The organism is Alteribacter lacisalsi, assembly GCF_003226345.1.
GTDB classification, from domain to species: domain Bacteria; phylum Bacillota; class Bacilli; order Bacillales; family Salisediminibacteriaceae; genus Alteribacter; species Alteribacter lacisalsi.
Window position 1 is genome coordinate 153,150 of the sequence record NZ_PDOF01000004.1, and the last position, 18,749, is coordinate 171,898.

General features: G+C 49.6%; 16 protein-coding genes and 1 riboswitch. Of the genes, 3 read left to right on the forward strand and 13 right to left on the reverse strand.

Going from position 1 to position 18,749, the window contains the following annotated elements; genetic code table 11:
• Positions 1-201: 201 nt before the first annotated feature.
• The 11 genes from CR205_RS19020 to CR205_RS19070 form a co-directional block, all read right to left on the reverse strand.
• A complete protein-coding gene (locus CR205_RS19020; protein ID WP_110521726.1) occupies positions 202-1,143 on the reverse strand; it encodes a dihydrodipicolinate synthase family protein in 942 nt (313 codons plus the stop codon).
• Complete coding sequence (locus CR205_RS19025) at positions 1,143-3,170, reverse strand: YjhG/YagF family D-xylonate dehydratase (protein ID WP_110521727.1); 2,028 nt, start codon at positions 3,168-3,170, stop codon at positions 1,143-1,145. Before CR205_RS19025 ends, CR205_RS19020 begins: the two co-directional genes overlap by 1 nt.
• 97 nt (positions 3,171-3,267) lie before the next feature.
• Entirely contained in the window at positions 3,268-4,032 is a 765-nt protein-coding gene (locus CR205_RS19030; RefSeq protein WP_110521728.1) for an IclR family transcriptional regulator, read from the reverse strand.
• Between the two features lie 170 nt (positions 4,033-4,202).
• The gene (locus tag CR205_RS19035; RefSeq protein WP_110521729.1) at positions 4,203-4,988 is read right to left on the reverse strand and encodes an SDR family oxidoreductase; all 786 of its coding nucleotides are present in this window, start codon (positions 4,986-4,988) and stop codon (positions 4,203-4,205) included.
• Between the two features lie 197 nt (positions 4,989-5,185).
• Entirely contained in the window at positions 5,186-6,337 is a 1,152-nt protein-coding gene (locus tag CR205_RS19040) for a mannitol-1-phosphate 5-dehydrogenase (RefSeq protein WP_110521730.1), read from the reverse strand.
• Between the two features lies 1 nt (position 6,338).
• Positions 6,339-6,773, reverse strand: a complete 435-nt coding sequence (locus CR205_RS19045) for a PTS sugar transporter subunit IIA (protein ID WP_110521731.1) — start codon at positions 6,771-6,773, stop codon at positions 6,339-6,341.
• Positions 6,774-6,790: 17 nt separating this feature from the next.
• Entirely contained in the window at positions 6,791-8,887 is a 2,097-nt protein-coding gene (locus tag CR205_RS19050; protein ID WP_110521732.1) for a BglG family transcription antiterminator, read from the reverse strand.
• A 36-nt stretch (positions 8,888-8,923) separates the two neighbouring features.
• Entirely contained in the window at positions 8,924-10,402 is a 1,479-nt protein-coding gene (locus CR205_RS19055) for a PTS mannitol transporter subunit IICB (RefSeq protein ID WP_110521733.1), read from the reverse strand.
• A gap of 206 nt (positions 10,403-10,608) precedes the next feature.
• On the reverse strand, positions 10,609-11,454 hold the full coding sequence (locus tag CR205_RS19060; RefSeq protein ID WP_110521734.1) for a MetQ/NlpA family ABC transporter substrate-binding protein: 846 nt from the start codon (positions 11,452-11,454) through the stop codon (positions 10,609-10,611).
• 20 nt (positions 11,455-11,474) lie between these two features.
• The gene (locus CR205_RS19065; protein WP_110521825.1) at positions 11,475-12,137 is read right to left on the reverse strand and encodes a methionine ABC transporter permease; all 663 of its coding nucleotides are present in this window, start codon (positions 12,135-12,137) and stop codon (positions 11,475-11,477) included.
• Entirely contained in the window at positions 12,130-12,879 is a 750-nt protein-coding gene (locus CR205_RS19070) for a methionine ABC transporter ATP-binding protein (RefSeq protein WP_110521735.1), read from the reverse strand. The genes CR205_RS19065 and CR205_RS19070 overlap by 8 nt, the downstream gene beginning before the upstream one ends.
• Positions 12,880-13,099: 220 nt before the next feature.
• On the opposite strand from CR205_RS19070, the gene CR205_RS19075 reads away from it, so the two are divergent.
• Positions 13,100-13,810: a hypothetical protein gene (locus CR205_RS19075; RefSeq protein WP_110521736.1), complete on the forward strand. Its 711-nt coding sequence runs from the start codon at positions 13,100-13,102 to the stop codon at positions 13,808-13,810.
• A 276-nt stretch (positions 13,811-14,086) separates the two neighbouring features.
• On the opposite strand, the gene CR205_RS19080 is transcribed toward CR205_RS19075, so the two are convergent.
• Together CR205_RS19080 and CR205_RS19085 are read right to left on the reverse strand one after the other, a co-directional pair.
• On the reverse strand, positions 14,087-15,064 hold the full coding sequence (locus tag CR205_RS19080) for a bile acid:sodium symporter family protein (RefSeq protein WP_110521737.1): 978 nt from the start codon (positions 15,062-15,064) through the stop codon (positions 14,087-14,089).
• Positions 15,061-16,455, reverse strand: a complete 1,395-nt coding sequence (locus CR205_RS19085) for an FAD-binding oxidoreductase (protein ID WP_110521738.1) — start codon at positions 16,453-16,455, stop codon at positions 15,061-15,063. The genes CR205_RS19080 and CR205_RS19085 overlap by 4 nt, the downstream gene beginning before the upstream one ends.
• Before the next feature lie 363 nt (positions 16,456-16,818).
• Positions 16,819-16,941, forward strand: a riboswitch (SAM riboswitch).
• A 75-nt stretch (positions 16,942-17,016) separates the two neighbouring features.
• Between CR205_RS19085 and CR205_RS19090 the strand changes: the two genes are divergently transcribed.
• Positions 17,017-18,048 (forward strand): methionine ABC transporter ATP-binding protein, encoded by a 1,032-nt coding sequence (locus CR205_RS19090; RefSeq protein ID WP_110521739.1) that lies wholly within the window; start codon positions 17,017-17,019, stop codon positions 18,046-18,048.
• Positions 18,035-18,700 (forward strand): methionine ABC transporter permease, encoded by a 666-nt coding sequence (locus tag CR205_RS19095; protein WP_110521740.1) that lies wholly within the window; start codon positions 18,035-18,037, stop codon positions 18,698-18,700. The genes CR205_RS19090 and CR205_RS19095 overlap by 14 nt, the downstream gene beginning before the upstream one ends.
• The last annotated feature ends 49 nt before the right edge of the window (positions 18,701-18,749 follow it).

Below are 18,749 nucleotides of genomic sequence, written 5' to 3' on the forward strand. Positions count from 1 at the left end.
GACCTGGAACAAACCCGGGTGAAGAAAAAGCTCTTACCAGTTCAATCTCTGGTAAGAGCCTCTTTTTATTTGAATTCGGAAAGATTGTTGTTTTTTCGCGGCAGGCGGACGCTTCCCGCGGGCCACGCCTTTCGCTCGATAATTAATTTAGTCAATGGCATTGCAGTAATCTATCCGAACACAGCCTATTTTTGGGTTAGATTATTCAGTTGATTGATTTGCATTTTGGGGCTGAAGGACACCGGCACTGTTAAGAATCGCACTGAGTTTTTCTTTTTTCTCTTCAGGAAGGCTGCGGGACGGAGCGAGAACAGCTGTGGAAATGTCCAGCCCGACCATGGAAACTGCTTCTTTGATGACATTCATAAATGGCGAGTCTAGTGAATAAAGTTCCGGCAGATATGCCAGTGTTTCGTTAAGCTTTAAGGCTCGGTGCAGATCTCCCTCCCAATACGTCCGGAACATCTCTATTGCCGGTTCAGGTGCAAAATTCCCCGTGGCCCCGATGATGCCGTCGCCGCCAAGGCTCAGTGTATTTAGAAACAGGTCTTCAAATCCGCAAAAAACACTGAAACCGGGATGCTGCGCCTTTACATTGAGAATCATATCCCGGATGTGGCCAATGTCTTTGACCGTTTCCTTAATTCCAACGATATTTTCATGTTCATTTACCAGTCTCAGGACAAAATCCGTACTCAGGTCCTGGTCTGTAAGCAGAGGAAAATTATAAAGCAGGACCGGAAGCTTTGAAGCTGCCGCTGCCGTACTGAAATGGTGAAAAAGGTTTTCTTCTGACAGTTTCACGTAGTAGGGATTAATAATGACAACACCATCAGCCCCGATTTCATGGGCATGACTGTTAAGCTCCACTACCTCCCGGGTACTCGTGGCCCCCGTACCAATCAGGACCGGCACCCTGCCGTCGACTGTTTTCACAGCAAATTCAGCTACCTGTCTGCGCTGCTCAAAAGTCATCTGGCTGAATTCACCGCCTGTTCCTAAAAAGAACAGACCGTCCACGCCTCTTTCAATCAGGTTATCAATTAACAGTCCCATTCCTTTTTCATCGAGGTTTCCCTCTTCTGTCACGATCGTGGATACCGGCGGGATTACCCCGGTAAAGCGGTTCACCTTCTTATCCATTATCGTCCCTCCTTTAGATACTCTTCGCTGCTTTCGGCTTCTAATGGATCTTTCTGTTTCTCAGCCGCTTCCGCTTCCATTCCTTTATGAAGTGTACGGATGATTTTATCAACATCATAGACGCTTCCTTTCCACGTTCCTCCACTGACTGCCTGGAGCGCCGCCCACAAACGTGTGTCATCGGGAAGGTCCTGATGAGGCGCCAGTTCAGGATGGATGTCCCTGGCTGCAAGAATAGCGGTCCCTTCCTCAACCCCGCATTCGTCCCCTTCCGTGCCGGTAAAATGAATAGAAGCATCCAGCTTGTCACAGTCAATCCTCACTTCCACAATATCTCCATCTCTTAATTTTCCGATCGGTCCGCCCGCGAGCGCTTCCGGCCCCGCATGGCCGATACAGGCACCGGTGGACACACCCGAGAAGCGGGCATCTGTTATGAGGGTGACATGCTTTCCAAACGGCAGGTGCTTTAGAGCCGATGTGACCTGATATGTTTCCTCCATCCCCGTGCCCGAAGGTCCACAGCCACTGAGAATGATAATATCCCCTGCTTCGATCTGGTCGGACTTGATCGCTTTGATGACCGCTTTCTCCGAAGTGAAAATTTTAACGGGAGCCTTGTGATAATACACACCGTTTTCATCGAGCATTTCTCTGTCGATCGAGGTGGATTTTACAATGGCCCCCTCCGGTGCAATGTTTCCGGTAGGGAAGGTAATCGTTGAGGTCATCCCGGTTGCTTTGGCCTTCGCCGGCGGCATGATCACATCATCCGGATTGATCCCGTCTTCACTGAGTCTGTCCCTGACCATCTGCCGTCTCGGCGACTGCTCCCACCAGTCGAGAGTATCCTTCAGTCTCTCCCCTGTAATGGAAACAACCTCTTCATCCAGCAGACCGAGTCTCCGTAAGTGAAGCATTACCTCAGGCACACCACCTGCCAGGTAAACCCGGACGGTTGGGTGATCGTACGGACCATTCGGCAGGGCACTCACGAGGCGCGGCACCTTCCTGTTTATTTCCTTCCAGTCTTCGATATCCGGTACACGGCATCCGGCTGCGTGTGCCACGGCCGGGATATGAAGAAGCAGGTTTGTTGAGCCTCCGAAAGCGGCATGAACAGCCATCGCGTTCCGGATGGAGGCATCCGTGATAATGTCTTTTGTCACCAGACCCTCACTGACCGCCTGCATCACAGCACGGACAGACTGACGGGCCATCTGCTTCCAGATGTCCTGTCCGGACGGAGCAAGAGCGCCGTGGGGGACTGTCATTCCGAGAGCTTCAGCAACGACCTGGGCACTTGCAGCCGTCCCGAGAAACTGACAGCCGCCTCCTGGTGTGGCGCATGCCCGGCAGCCGAGTTCGGCTGCTTCCCGAAGCGTAATTTCCTGTTTTGCAAATCTGGCTCCGATCGTCTGAATCTTCCCTGCATCTTCCCCGATTTCAGGCGGAAGGGTTACCCCTCCCGGCACGATGACTGTCGGCAGATCATGGGATGCAGCCAGCCCCATCATCATAGCTGGCAGCCCTTTATCACAAGTTGCTACCCCAATCACGGCCTTACGCCTTGGCAGGGAACGAATCAGCCTGCGCATGACCATGGAGGCATCGTTTCGAAACGGAAGGGAGTCAAACATGCCTTTTGTTCCCTGGGATCTTCCATCACAGGGGTCACTCACAAAACCGGCAAACGGAATGTTACCACTCTGGCGCAGTTCTTCAGCCGCTTCTTTCATCAGCAGATCCACTTCCCAGTGGCCTGTATGGTATCCAAGCGCCAGCGGTGAGCCGTCTTCAGCCTTGATGCCGCCCTGTGTGCCCAGAATCAGAATCTCCTGCCCTTTCAGCTGATCCGGACGCCACCCCATACCAACGTTCTGGGAAAGACCGAACAGATCGCCACTTGCCCAGTTAGTGAGCATTTCCTCCGTTAACGGCAGTGCGCCTTCCGCTCCACTGGCGCTCGTCTCTATACTGTCAAAAACAGTGTCTTCCATCTCCATGATCGTGTCCAAGTGTCTCATCAGATGCCTCCCCTGATTTTGTTTGATAATATCAAACTGTGTTCTCATTTATTTTCAGCGTAATATAAATCCCCGTCCAAGTAAAGACGGAGATTCGTTAAAAACCAAGCTGGCTGGATATTTTCTTTGCGTGTTCTTTCAGATCAGCCGTAATCTCATCCAGGTTCTCTTTTTTCAGCCTCGTGACCGGGCCTGACATGCTTAGAGCTGCCGCAATTTTTCTTTGACTGTCAAAAATCGGGACTGCCACGCAGCGAAGACCCAGTTCGAGCTCCTCATCATCAAGAGCATAGCCGTTTTCCGCTGCAGTACGGACCGCCTCAATAAATTCCTCTTGGCTTTTTATCGTATGTTCCGTGTGCCTCGCATACGTCTGTTTCCCGGCCAATTCTCTGATGGAGGCTGCCGTTTCTCCGGAGGCAAGGACTTTGCCCACTGCCGTACAGTAGAGCGGTGCGCGTTTCCCTACTCTTGAGTACATGCCGATGGCCGAGTGCCCTTCCATTTTTTCAATATAAACTGCTTCCCCTTCATCGAGCACAGCCAAATGTGTGGCATCTCCGTACTTTGCCGTAATCTCTTCCAGGTACGGCCGGGCAATCCGCCTCACATCGAGATCGGCCATGACCAGATTACCTTTTTCCGCAAATCGGAGACCGAGCTTATATTTTTCAGACTCGGGATCCTGCGCGACATAACCATGGTGCATGAGCGTCCGCAGCAGTCCGTGCACCGTACTTTTATTCAGATCCAGCTCCCGGCTGATCTCCGACAGCTTCCACGCTGTACGTTTTTCCGTAAATAAATCCACAATCGTCAGCGCCCGGTGCACCGAGTTGATCAGCTTCTTCTGCTCTGCCATCGTTATCCCGCCTCTTCCGCCATTTCTATGAGATTATTTTATCACACTGCAAAGCAGGTGCGAATCGGGGGACGGTTCCTGCGTAACAATTAAAAAAGCACACAGAAAAAACACCCGAAAGGGCAGACGGGATTCTACCTCTTCCGGGTGCTGATTTCCACAGAAGGCTGCTACACTTTTTCCTCCCATGTTTTACGCTCATAATCCTTCATCTGATTCTCTACGTCTTCTGGATGGGCTGTCCGGAAGTGGTGGCTGTCTGATGCAATCACTTCAACCATTTTATCGATCATGTCCTGTGGGTCATACTGCTCGTCCAGGATCTTCTCCACCTCTTCGATCGACTCTTTCGGGGTAAAGTTATTTTCTTCGTCGTACCACTTCCACTTTTCCTCAAACATCCGGTCGTTAAAGCCCGTCTCAAACGGACCGGGGTTGATCGTGGCCACCTGGACACCGTGCTCCTCCAGTTCCTCTTTCATCGCCTTCGCAATACCTTCAACGGCATGCTTGGAAGAGCTGTACGCTCCCAGATGAGGAAGCGACACAATCCCTACAATGGAACTGAGAAATACAATCTTGCCTGATTTTTTCTCCACGAATTTCTTCGCTGCGATCTGGGCGTTTTCCAGCGTGCTGAAAACATTGGTTTCATAAATGGCACGGACCCTGTCCACCGGGATTTCCGAGATAGGGCCGCCTTCCCCGATGGCGGCGTTTGCGACAAACACGTCATAGTCGTATTCCTTCAGCAGCTCCTGGTCTCGTTTATCCGTTATATCGAGTTTGATGACCTCGAATTCTGCTCCTTCTTTTTCCGCCGCTTCTCTCAGGCTCGTCACCTGTGAAATGGTCTCTACCGATGCAATGACTTTATGTCCTTTTTTCGCAAGGCCGATTGCCGTTCCTTTACCAAGACCGCTCCCTGCTCCTGTTATGAAAACTGTTTTACTCAAGTGACTTCCTCCTTTTATGGTTATAGGAATATGTATCCCGGGTTCCCATTAAAAGGAACTGCCAAACATGGGCTCGTACAATCTTCTCCCGGCTTCCCCGGACAGAAACTGCACCTACTCATGAAAGAAGCACCAGCAGCAAAATATACTAACCCCCTGCCTGAGGCTCACCTCAGACAGGGGGTAAATTCTATTTTCTATCTTTTTATTTTCAGACGTTCGTATTCACCGGCCACCGTTTCTGTCAGAGGGTGATCTGGGGGCAGCCCCGTGACTGTACTGACAGTTTTTCGAATACCGTCTGCTTCAATCATCGCCTGGATCTTCATACTTTCATCATCTTCAGGAACGTTAAACAGAAACGCCGCTCCGGCTACCTCTATCAGATGCGGCGCCTCGAATCCTCTTTGATGGAGCTGGACCAGCGGGCTGAGAAGACGGTCTTCTGCTCCAAGTTTCCGCATTGGGTTTCTTCCCACCCGTGTGACCGGATCCGATAAGTTCCTGTTTTCAAAACGTCCCAGAATTTTACGGTGATAACCATGCAGATCTTCTTCGGAAAAACCATACTTCTCCTTGAGCAGCAGCCCCGTTTCCTTTAGAACACCTTCCGCTTTCCCTCTCACCGCAGGATTTCCCGCTGCTTCCGCCACTGTCTCTATACCACTGGCAAAACCAAGATAGGCGAGGCAGGCGTGACCGGTATTGACGGTAAACAGCTTCCGCTCAATGTACGGTGTCAGGTCGTCCACATAGTGAACCCCTTCCAGCTTCTCCTCTTTCACCATCCCTCCACGATGGACAATCCATTCGTGAAACGGCTCCACGCTCACGTCGAGTTCAGCACCTGCTTTCCCCGGTACAATCCGGTCCACCGCCGAATCGGGAAAACCGGCAATAGAAGCGACGGCCTGCCAATCCTCATCGCTACAGAGCGCTTTTCTGACGGCTTCCTTGAGCACCGAGCTCGCGCCAACTGCGTTTTCACAGGCGATCACATGAACCGGACCGCCCCCCTGCTCCGCTCTCCTTTTGAGCCCGTCGGCGATAACCGGCGCAATATGGGGAAGAACGCTCACACCAACGGATGCCGTAATCAGATCCGCCTCCGCCAGGTCGTGCACCACACTGCTGTGATCATGCTGGCTGTGAAGTCCATAAATGTTTTTTACCCTCACTGCCTCTTTACGGTCCTGCGCTAGATTCACCGAATACTCCTTCTCCTCATTAATTCGGGCGATGAGAGATTCATTCACATCCACGAAGCCGATGCGGTACCCGTTCTGATGAAGGATTTCACCGATAAATCCCCTTCCGATATTCCCTGCGCCAAAATGAATCGCCAGCATCTTACTCCACTCCCGAGAACAGTTCCATCAGTTCCTCGCTGGAGTCGGCTGACAGAATCTGCTGCAGTGTATCTTCTTCCGAGCAGGTAATGGCAATATTGGACAGGATGCTGAGGTGCTCGTCCCCTTTACCTGCAATGCCGATTACAAGCTTCACTTCGTTTCCGTCCCAGTCAACTGGTTCTTCTAAAAGATGAATGGTAATACCGGATTCGATAACTTCTTTTTTTGCATCTTCCGTGCCGTGAGGAATCGCAAGAAAGTTACCCATGAACGTGCTCGTGACTTCTTCGCGTTCCATCATCTTTTCCACATACTCTTCCTTTACATAACCGTTTTCCACGAGAAGGTTTCCTGCTTTACGGATTGCTTCCTCCTTGGACGCGACTGTATCCCCGATACGGATGTTTGCTTCCTGAAGTACTGATTTAGTCATAATCCTCTCACTCCCATTTATTGTAATTTACTGATCATATACTCTTTAAGCTTTTTTTCAAGAAAGGTCTGAATCAATTGTTCGTCGCCTTTCTCAAAAAGCTGAATTGACTCGTCACTTTCAATAATCAAGGCACTGATATAGCTCATCACTTCAACTCCGGTCTGGCTCCATTCCACAGGTGCCAGCATCAGAAGGATCCGGCGCACATCCGCTCGTTCATTATCCATCCCCTTAAGGGAGATCGGCTCTTCAAGTTCGTGTACAGTAAATGAAGGTGTCACCACGCCGTCTGTCCTGGTGTGAAATAAGGCAAGCGACGTCCCCGGAATGGCAAGCCCGCCTGCGGTTTCACGTTTCAGGAGTGCCTCGGCGATCTGACCGCCATCACGGACCCATCCTTTTTTATCCTGATAATGCCCCAGTTCCCGCGCAATCTCTTCAGATCCGGACAGAGCCGGCATGGCCTGTATTTCAAACTCCTCCAAAAGATTCGTAACGAGGGCGCTCACCTCCTGAATCGTCTGAAATTCATTCAGTTTCATATCAGCGTCTGCCCGATCCCCCTCATTCGTCTTCAACTCTTCCGGAGCTCTCCCTTCCTCCGGTCTTTCAGCAAGCCCGTGAAGATATTCCCGGATGCGCGCGGCCTCCTTTGACGACAGAAAAGGATTCACCAGAAAGGAATCGGGAATCGACGTCAACGGAACGGTTGATACAACGATTGTATTTACCGGGATTGTTTCCTTTAAAACGTCAAACACAGACATATGGGTAATCCGGTTAATTTCCGGTACTTCCTTTTCCAGGCGTGAGGCAAGGAGCCTGGATGTACCAATTCCGCTGGAGCAGACCACGATCGCATTGATCTGACAATTGCGTCTTGCTCTTTCCATGGCAGAACCGAAATGAAGAACGAGAAAACCCGTTTCCTCCTCCGGCACCTCATCACCGGGGAAAACCTGATCCACAGCTCTGTGGACAATCTTGAACAATTCCCCGTAGTCCCGTTTAATCTCCGGCAGAAGCGAATTGTAGATCTTCATTCCGTTTCGCATACGGAAAAGGGCCGGTTTCAGGTGGCTGATCATTCCCTCAATCAGGGACTGGTCACCGGCAAGCGGCAGTTTCACTTCTTTCTCTACCGCTCCAGCCAGCTTCTTGGCCTGCAAGGCAAGATCCATTGGTGTTTCATGAAAATAAACCGGGCTTTCATCTCCTTGTCTGGCTCCGAGCAGATGCATCGTAATGTAGGCTGCCTCGGACTCGGGAATCTCCAGACCCAGGCGCTCTTCCAGCTTGCTTAATATTTTCAGGGCAGTACGGTATTCCTTTTCCACCTTCGCCCGTTCAAGGGGAATCTCGCCTTCCCCGATCCTCTCTCCTTTACGCACCCGGTGGACGGCCAGACTCAGGTGTACAACCAGCCCGATAAAAGACGCATCGGTAACAGGATCTCCTTCATTTCTCAGCTCCTGGAGCACCTCCATTACCTCATGAATGACCCGGGAATCGAGAAGATGAAGCACACTTTCGGAAATTTCTTCAAACCCCTCATCATCAGTCCTTTTTGATTCCAGGACAGAAAAGAACTGCTCTTCGCTCATCTGTTCGGTGATCAGGCTTCTTAAAGCTCTCCGCTTCTGCCCTTCCTCTCCTTTGACCTCAATGCCGTAACTTCTTCTGCGGATCAGTTCCAGGCCGAAGCGCTCGAGATTCCCCTCAACACTGTTGAGGTCATTACTGATCGTGGAGATCGTCACATGCAGTTCCCTGGCGAGTGTGTACAGCTTTACAGGCTCACTTTCCTGCAGCAGGATGGAGAGCAGAAGCTGATGCCTTTCCTCCGGTGTATACTCCGCAGGTTCGAGCTCAGTCAGTTTCTTTCTGAGAACATCCCTCCCCGCTTCTTCACCGGAGAGGAGTAGCCCGCTTCCGCTTTTTCTCTCCAGAAGAAGACCGTATTCATCCAGCACCGATTCAATTCCGGGGAGGTCCCTTTGGACAGTCCTTGTACTCACATTCAGATCATCGGCTATGGCTTTTACCGTGAGACCGTCCGGGGCTTCAAGCAGCAGGTTAAGAATATTCCGTTCCCTGGCTGAAACATACATCCTCTTCACCTCCCTGGAAATTATTCGTACCTCCTGTTACTGCGAGTCTTTCAGTTCATTGACAATCTCGTCATATTTTGCACTGTTCATGAAGTTATCAACCGAAATGTGCTGTTTATCCGGCTGCTTTGCCTTCGCACGGTCGGTGAGGTCCTTATGGGTGATAATCAGATCGGCGTCATCTGGAATCTGGTTAATGGCCTTATTGGTGACCTCGATATCGAGACCTGCCTTTTTAACTTTATTTTTAAGAATGGATGCGCCCATTGCGCTGGAACCCATTCCTGCATCACATGCAAAAATAATCTTATTGATTTTCCCTGCGCTCAGTTCCTCTGCTCCTTTTTCTGCAGCAGTCTCTTCTTCCCCTTCATTCTGAGAGGTGAAGTTTCCGGCCACACTGCTCTTTTTCCCTTTCATTGCCTGCATTTTTGTGGCAGCTTCTTCAAGGTCTTCATTTCCCGTGTCTTTTGCACTTCTGAGAATAACCGATGCGATGGCAAAGGAAACGGCCGTTGCCACAAGGATTCCAAGAAGTACGGCTACGTGATCGCCGCGGGCGGCCATCGCCATAAAGGCAAAGATACTGCCCGGTGAGGGTGCCGCTACAAGTCCTGCGTTAAAGAGGGAGAATGTGAAAATCCCGCTCATGCCTCCTCCGATCACAGCGAGAAGAAGCAGCGGTTTCATGAGAATGTAAGGGAAATAAATTTCATGAATTCCACCGAAAAAGTGAATGATCCCTGCCCCTTTGGCCGACTGCTTCGCCATCCCGCTGCCGAACAGCATGAAGGCAAGCAGAACACCAAGACCTGGTCCCGGGTTTGCCTCAAGCATAAACAGAATCGATTTTCCCGCTTCGGATGTTTCCTGAAGCCCGAGGGGACTCAGAATTCCGTGATTAATCGCGTTATTTAAAAACAGTACCTTACCAGGTTCAATGAAAATACTTGCCAGTGGCAGAAGTCCAGCGTCAACGATCATCCGGACACCGCCTGCAAGCACCTGGTTAAGTCCGAGTACAGCCGGCCCGACGCCCACGTAGGCGAGAATCGTCAGGATCATAGCGACGATCCCTGCCGAGAAGTTGTTTACAAGCATTTCAAAACCTGATTTTACTTTCCCTTCAAAAAGACGGTCCACCTGCTTAATCACATATCCGCCAAGCGGTCCCATGATCATGGCACCGATAAACATCGGAATGTCCGTTCCGACGATAACCCCCATCGCTGCTGTCGCTCCCACGACACCACCACGGAGATCGTAGACCATCCGCCCTCCTGTAAACGCTATCAGAAGCGGCAGTAAATAAAGAACCATCGGGTCAACAAGTTCAGCAAGCTCGGCATTTGGCAGCCAACCGTCTTCAATGAACAGTGCCGTGATAATCCCCCAGGCGATAAAAGCACCGATATTCGGCATAATCATGCCGCTCAGGTAGCTTCCCATACGCTGGATCTTCGCTTTGATTCCGCTCTTTGCACCATTGGATGGTGCCGTCTGCTCCTGTGTCATATTTATATCCTCCTCTTTCATAAAGTCCATAACTGGTTATACCTTTATAATAAAGCGCTCTCATGACCTTTCTCAATCTAATCTAAAACCAGTTTCGTCACACCGGATGGTGACATTATTAAAGAAGGAGATCACTCATAACCCCCATGCACCAAAAAAAGCCCTCCCTGCCCGGCCTGGGCAGAAAGAGCTTTTGGATCGGTTATTTAAAACGCCGGAATCGCCGTTTCATCGTAATTTTCCTCAAGGAATTCCCTTACCTCATCACTTGTCATTGCTTCGGCAAGCTTCTGGATCGCCTCATCGTCCACGTTGTCTTCACGGGCAACGAGCGTGATCGCGAATTCATTGTCTGTTCCCTCGGTGAGGAGTGCGTCGTTTTTCGGCGTCAGGCCGAGAGGTTCAGCGTAAGCTGGTGTCATCACAACGGCTCCAACATCGTCATACATTCTTGAGAGCATCAAAAGATCCACTTCTTCAAACGTATAGTCATTTGGATTTTCAATGATATCGGACTGGGTATAATAGTTCCCCGTCTTCTCATCCAGCGTAATGATGCCGTGCTGGTCCAGGAGCGTCAGGGAACGGTCCACGTTCGATGGGTCATTGGCAATCGCAATCACGGAACCTTCCGGCAGGTGGTCGATGTCGTCATATTCCTCGGAGTAAACCCCGTAATTGGCAAAATAAATTTCTTCCACCGGCACTAAGTTCGCATCGTGGTTCCGGTTGTATTCCTCCATATAAGGGACGTGCTGAAAGAAGTTCGCGTCCACTTCTTCGTTCGCAAGGGCTGCGTTAGGCTGCACGTTGTCTCCCAGCACTTCAATTTGAAGGTCGATGCCTTCTTCAGCAAGCATGGGTTCCGTCAGTTCGAGGATATCCGTCATCGGCGAAATTAATGAAGCAACTGTAAGCGTCACTTCTTCCTGCTCCTGATTCTGTTCCTCATTCTCGTCCTGGGTTTCTCCGTTGTCCGTATTTTCCTGATCCTCACCGCAGCCGGCCAGAAACACTAAAGCCATAGACGTTAAAAACATCATTTTTTTCATTTTTATATCCTCCTGCTTCCTTACCTTTTATCAATCATTCGTGACACTGTCGTACCGGTATACTGAATCAGCTGGACCAGTATGACCATAATGACGATCACATACATCATCAGATCGGTTTTATACTGCTGATAACCATAGCGGATGGCAAAATCGCCGATCCCACCGCCTCCTACAACTCCCATGATCGTCGAGTAGGAAATAAAGCTGATCGTTGAAGTGGTCAACCCGAGCACCAGTCCCGAACGGGCCTCCACAAATAAAAACTTGAAGATGACCGCTTTTACGGAAGCGCCCATGGAGACAGCGGCTTCGATTACGCCTTTAGGCACTTCCAAAAGCGATTGTTCCACAAACCGCGAATAATGAGCAATCGCGATAATCGCCATAGGAACGGAAGCAGCAGCGGTTCCGATCGCCGTTCCAATGATCAGCCTCGTAAACGGGATTAAAAAGACGACCAGCAAAAGAAACGGAAAAGAGCGTATCGTATTGACGAGCAGATTCACTGTTGAAAAAACAGCTCTGTTTTCAAGCAGATGATCCTTCCGGCACAGATAAAGCAGCGTTCCCACAGGCAGGCCCACAAGGACCGCGGCCAGAATCGCCACCCCTACCATGAAGAAAGTCTCGCCGATCGCTCCCCAAATTTCAGCTTCATATTGAATTAAAATCTCAGGTATCATCCCGGCTCCCATCCTTTTGCAGCTGATCAACAAAATACTTAGGGTTGTTATCGATGTCCGGCACTCCCTCCGGCTTCATGGAGAGAGTCTCATAAACTTCACCCTTGGCCATTACCGTGACTTTGCTGCAGAGACTCTTAATAACCCCCATCTCATGGCTGACAATAACGATGGTCACTCCGAGCCTTTTATTCACGTCCTCTAAAACGCCTAACACCTCAGCAGTAGTGTTTGGATCAAGAGAAGAAGTCGGTTCGTCACACAGCAGCACCTGGGGATTCGTGGCCAGTGCCCGTGCAATCGCCACACGCTGCTTCTGCCCGCCGCTCAGCTGCGCCGGGTACTTGTGCATAAATCCTTCAAGACCGACAAACTGCAGACATTCAAGAACCCGCCTGCGCCGCTCTTTTCGCGGATAGCCGGCCAGCTGCAGGGAAACGGCAATGTTGTCATACACCGATTTATTGGCCACCAGGTTAAAGTGCTGAAAAATCATTCCGATTGACTTCCGGGCATCCCGGAGTTTTTTCCCACTCAGATTCGTCAGCGCCTGAGCGTTTACAGTCACTTCACCGCTGTCGGGAGTCTCCAGTACATTCATCAGCCTGAGAAGCGTGGATTTCCCTGCTCCGCTGGCCCCGATAATACCGTAAATCTCCCCCTGACCGACCGTTATGGATACCGATTTTATTGCCTCGAAATCGCCGAAGCGTTTACTCACATCACGTAATTTAATCATAAAAAAACCGCCTTTCGGTCCGTTGAAAGGTGATTACAACGCTTTTCATTATAGCTTAATCCCCTGCCGCTGTCACTTACGCGAATCGGGAATGAAGGCCAGGTAAATTATGGACCGGATCTGCTGTTAAACTGTGCCCTCCTTAAGATCATAACGTAAAAACCAACTTAAACTGTGTTACGATTAAACCTTGAGTAAGATCATGCTGGGAGGTGCTGTAATGTCCGTGATTCCCTATATCGTTGGTATCGTTTTTATTGCGATTCACTTTCTCGCGAATGCTCTTCTTCCTTCAGAGAAAATGAAGCGCATGAAATGGTTTTCTTTTTCCGGAGGACTGGCTGTCTCTTATGTATTTGTGTATCTACTCCCAACCCTTCATAAAGAGCAGACGAATATAGCAGAACCCTACCGCCGTTTATCAATGGAATCAGAAATCTATTTCGTAGGCCTGATCGGCGTTGTCATCTTCCTCGGCATACAAATCATTATCAGTCAGAAATACGTTTCACACTCTTCCTCCTTCTGGTCGGCTATTTCTTTTTATGCGCTATACAATGCACTGGTTTCTTACGTCGTGCTATCAACTGATGTAGCGGGAATCCAGGCGTTATTTTACTGCTTTGCGATCGGCCTGCACTTTATCGCTGTGGCGCATGACATGTGGAGAGAGTTTCCGGGAGAATATAATAAATACGGAAGATATGTGCTGGCTGTGGGAATTGTGATCGGCTGGATATTAGCTTTAACAACGGACTTGAGGCCTCTCTTCCAATCCATCATTTTTGCGTTTGTATCAGGAGCTATGATCTTTAACGTCTTCAAACACGAACTTCCTAGTGAAAGAGAGACGCATTTTCCCACCTTCGCAGGTGCAGTCTTTATATATTCCGCAATCACCATGTCATTAAAACTCTTTTTTGAATGGTAACACACTCATAAAAGCAAACCAGGCACGCCCGGATTCCGGGCGCGCCTGGTTTTTGTGAATGGCTCTGTTAAAGTCTGTTGTTGATTTCCGCTCACTGCGCTCCATTTCCGCGGGGACCGCTTCAGCCTCCTCAGAGAAAACGCCCTGCGGGGTCTTCAGCCGGCGCTGTTCCCGCAGGAGTCTCGCGCGTTCGCTTCAATTAACGATAGCAAAATATCATCATTAAGCTTTAACAGAATCTTATGAATACCGGCTTTCACGAAGAGGTATCAAAAATTATGTTCCTGTCTTCTTCACCCGTGTCTGCAGATCAGGGTTTTCTTCTCGTTCCACAGGTTTCTTTGACCAGATTGTGGCCAAAATCGGCCCGGAAATGTTGTGCCAGACCGCGGCAATCACGTTTGGCAGCGCCGCTAAAGGACCGAAATGGGCCGTGGCCAGCGCGACACCGAGACCGGAGTTCTGCATCCCCACTTCAATGGAAATCGCCCGTCTTTTACTTTCATCCAGACGCATAAGAAACGCGGCCAGATAACCAAAGAACAGCCCACCCAGATTGTGGAGAAGAACGGCTGTGAAAATCAGAAGTCCGGAAGCAGCAATGCTTTCCACGTTGCCGCTTACGACCGCGGAAACAATAATAATAATGGCAATAACAGATATGAGCGGAATGACGGAAGCACTTTTATTTACCGCAGCAGGGAAAAGCCTGCGGATCAGAATACCGAGTGCAATTGGAATAATGATCACCTGAACGATGGACACAAACATGGCCATCGGGTCCACAGGCAGCCACTGCCCCGCCAGTGCCAGCAGGATGAGCGGTGTTAATATCGGTGCCAGCATCGTGGAAAAGGACGTCATCGCTACGGATAAGGCAAGGTTCCCTTTTGCCAGATACACCATGACATTGGATGCTGTTCCACCAGGCACGGACCCCAGAAGTACAAGCCCTGCAGCCAGTTCAGGAGGCAGGTTCAGGATAAAAGCAATAGCCAGAGCCAGGAGGGGCATTACCACATACTGGACGGCTACTCCGAAGATGACGGGTACCGGCTTCTTGACAACCAATTTAAAATCAACCGGCTTTAAGGTAAGTCCCATCCCGAACATCACGACACCAAGCAATATCGTAATATAGGCTCCGAGCCCTAAAAACGGCTCCGGGATAAAGTAGGCAATAACGGCAACAGCAATGACCCAGACCGCAAAATATCGTCCTGCTGTTGCACTTATCGTTTCAAGGATTTTCATAGGCTGTCTCCTTTCCCCGGAACAAGCTTGTTCGGGTTCATAATGCCTTTTGGATCGAGAGCCGCCTTGAGCGCCTGCATCACGTCCAGCGCTTTATCGTGTTCCTTACGGAGATATTTCATCTTCCCGATGCCCACACCATGCTCACCGGTACACGTGCCACCGCATGCCAGGGCATACTCCACAATCGCCTCATTAAACCGGTTGGCTTTACTCACTTCCTCTGCATTGTTTATGTCAATCATGAGAAGCGCGTGGTAGTTACCGTCACCAACGTGTCCCACAATGCCTGCATCCACACCTAACTCATCAATAGTCTCTCTTCCGTGACGGATCGCCCCTGCCAGTTCCGAAATGGGCACACATACGTCCGTAACCATCAGTTTTTTACCGGGATTACCATGGACAAAGGCGTAAGCCAAATTATGCCGTGCCTCCCACAGCTTGTTTCTGGCGGCATTATCTTTTTCAAAAAACACCTCTTCACAGTTATGGTCCGCGACGATTTCCTCGGTAAACGCCACATCGTGATTGAGTCCAGGTTCATTCCCATGGAATTCCAGGAACAGCGTCGCTTTTTCCTTATATTCCGTCTCACTGAACAGGTTGACCTGTCTGATCGAAGGCTCGTCCACAAGCTCCACCCTGGCGATGGATACGCCCGCCTGTAAAATGGAAACGACGGCTTCCACCGCATCGTTGACAGTGGGAAAAGAAGCCCGGGCGGCTGCAATATTTTCGGGGATTCCATACACTTTCAATGTCAGCTCGGTTATACAGCCGAGTGTTCCCTCCGACCCTGTGTAAAGACTGTTCAAATTGTAGCCGGAGCTCGACTTTTGAGCCAGATTTCCGGTCTGGATCGTCTCTCCGTCCGGCAGCACCACTTCCAGACTGCGGATCTGGTCCTCCATCACACCGTACTTCACAGAAGTGGTCCCGCTCGCATTTGTGGCAGCCATACCTCCAAGGGTCGCATCCGCTCCCGGATCCACCGAAAAGAACAATCCGTATTTTTTAAGTTCCTTATTCAACTGCGAGCGGGTCACCCCCGGCTGCACTTTGACAAGAAAGTCCTTCTCTCTGATTTCCAGCACCTTATTCATCTGGGAAAAATCAACCGTGATTCCCTTGTCATACGGGATCACATGCCCCTCAAGGCTCGTCCCGAGACCAAAAGGAATCACAGGTGTGGACGTGCGGTCCGCGACTTTAATAATCTCACTGACCTGCTCCGTGCTTTCCGGAAACACGACAATATCAGGCAGACTCTCCTTATGATAGGACTCATCTTTACTATGCTGTGCAAGCACGGTTTCATTCACCGAAACCTGATCGTCTCTTAAAACACCTTTCAGCTCCTCAAGCAGCTGATTTTCACTCGTTTTCATAAGGACCACACCTCGTCTGTGTATTTGCAAACCTGTCATTCGAATTATACATAAAAATCTGATAATTTCAACGATGGCTGCGGAATTAACGAGTGATTGGACCTGTCCAAAATCACATAATATATCTTTGACGAACTGGAGAGTTAAAATTTGAGGCAGTTGACTCGTTTTAAATAGTAGAGAATCTCTCTGTTTAAGTCCTGGTCCATTATTTACATTAGAATAGATCGCGGCACAACTAGGATAAAAAAACTACTTTTAAGTATTGGAGCGTTTACATTCATAAAGGAGGTTGACACTTTCTTTCATAGAACGTTATGATTATTCACAATTCATTATTTTTTAGCTAATTAAATAATAATTTTCTTATCAAGAGAGGCAGAGGGATATGGCCCTGTGACGCCTCGGCAGCGGACTCCGGTGACGACTGGAGAACTGTGCCAATTCCATCGAGCTTACCTTACCGATAAGTTCGAAAGATAAGAAGTGCGGTAATGACTGATTTATCCTCTTCTTATTTTGATAAGGAGAGGATTTTTTGCATTTAAAGGAGTGAAGGCAATGATAACCTTCGACAACGTCTCAAAAACGTATGAAGGAAATGAAGGAACAGTAACAGCAGTCAAAGACGTGTCGTTTACCGTAAATAAAGGGGATATCTTTGGTGTGATCGGATTCAGCGGTGCAGGAAAAAGTACTCTCGTCCGGTGTGTAAACCTTCTTGAGGAACCTACTGCAGGAGAGGTAAGGGTCAACGGACGGGATATGAAAAGCCTTTCGGCAAAAGAGCTGAGAGAAGCCAGGAAGAAAATCGGCATGATATTTCAGCACTTTAACTTGTGTGAATCCAAAACCGTCTATGCAAATATCGCCATTTCCCTGCAGCTGAGCAAAACGCCGAAAGCGGAAGTGAAAAAGAGAGTTATGGATCTCCTGTCCTTTGTTGGTCTCAGCGACAAAGCTGACAGCTACCCTGATCAGCTTTCAGGAGGTCAGAAGCAGCGGGTAGGTATAGCCCGGGCGTTGGCTACTTCACCGGAAGTGCTGTTGTGTGACGAAGCAACATCGGCTCTTGATCCACAGACTACAAAATCGATCCTTGATCTGCTTAAAAAAGTAAATCGTGAATTTGGTATTACCATACTTATCATCACACACGAAATGCCGGTCATCCGTGATATCTGTAACAGGGTGGCCGTAATGGAAAATGGGGAAGTCATCGAGTCAGGCAGCGTATTTGACCTTTTTTCACGGCCTAAGGCATCCACGACGAAAAACTTTGTCAGCTCTGTGATGCAGGACAAGCTCCCGGCATCGGTCCTGACTCAGTTACAGACAGACGGCAAAAACCATCATATCTACAGGATTCTCTTTGAAGGAGAGATGGCCAGTCAGCCTGTCCTGTCAAGATTGGGCAGGCAGTTTGATCTGGAAGTGAACGTCCTGCACGGGCATATTACTGAGCTTCAGGAAAAGGCGTTCGGCAACCTGATTGTCGAATTAAACGGCGAGCCAAAGCAGATTCAAGGGGCTGTCTCGTTTATCGGAGAGAATTTCACTATAAGGGAGGTGGACATCCATGAGGGATACTGATTGGAGTACGTTTTGGGTCCGGGTGTGGGAAGCCACCCTTGAAACCCTGGCAATGACAGCTTTTCCATTAGTTTTTGCCAGCCTGATCGGAATTCCACTCGGGGTAGCGGTCGTTGTCACACGAAAGGGTCAGTTATTCGAACACAGAGTGGCCTTTGTCATTTTAAATACCATTGTTAACATGGTCCGTTCCGTTCCGTTTATTATTCTGCTGGTTGCACTTATCCCATTAACAAGGCTGATCGTAGGCACAACGATTGGCACGACGGCAGCCATGGTTCCCCTGGTTATATTCGCGGCACCATTTATTGCCCGTCTTGTTGAAAGCAGCCTCCTGGAAGTCGATCCAGGCGTGACCGAAGCGGCCAAGTCCATGGGAGCAACCCCGTGGCAGATTATTTTTAGGTTTTTAATTCCCGAGGCGCTGAGCTCACTTGTGCTCAACTTAACCATTGCCACGGTAGGTCTTGTAGGAGCCTCTGCCATGGCAGGCGCAATCGGTTCCGGCGGCCTTGGAGACCTGGCAATCGCTTATGGATATCAGCGCTTCCACACAGACGTTATGATCGTAACGGTTATTCTGCTTATTATTATCGTTCAGGTTATTCAGGCAGGAGGAAACCACTTATCACGGGCAATCCGCCGGAGATAACAGTTATTCATTTCTGAACGGATTCCACAGTGGTGAGTTCGTTCAACGA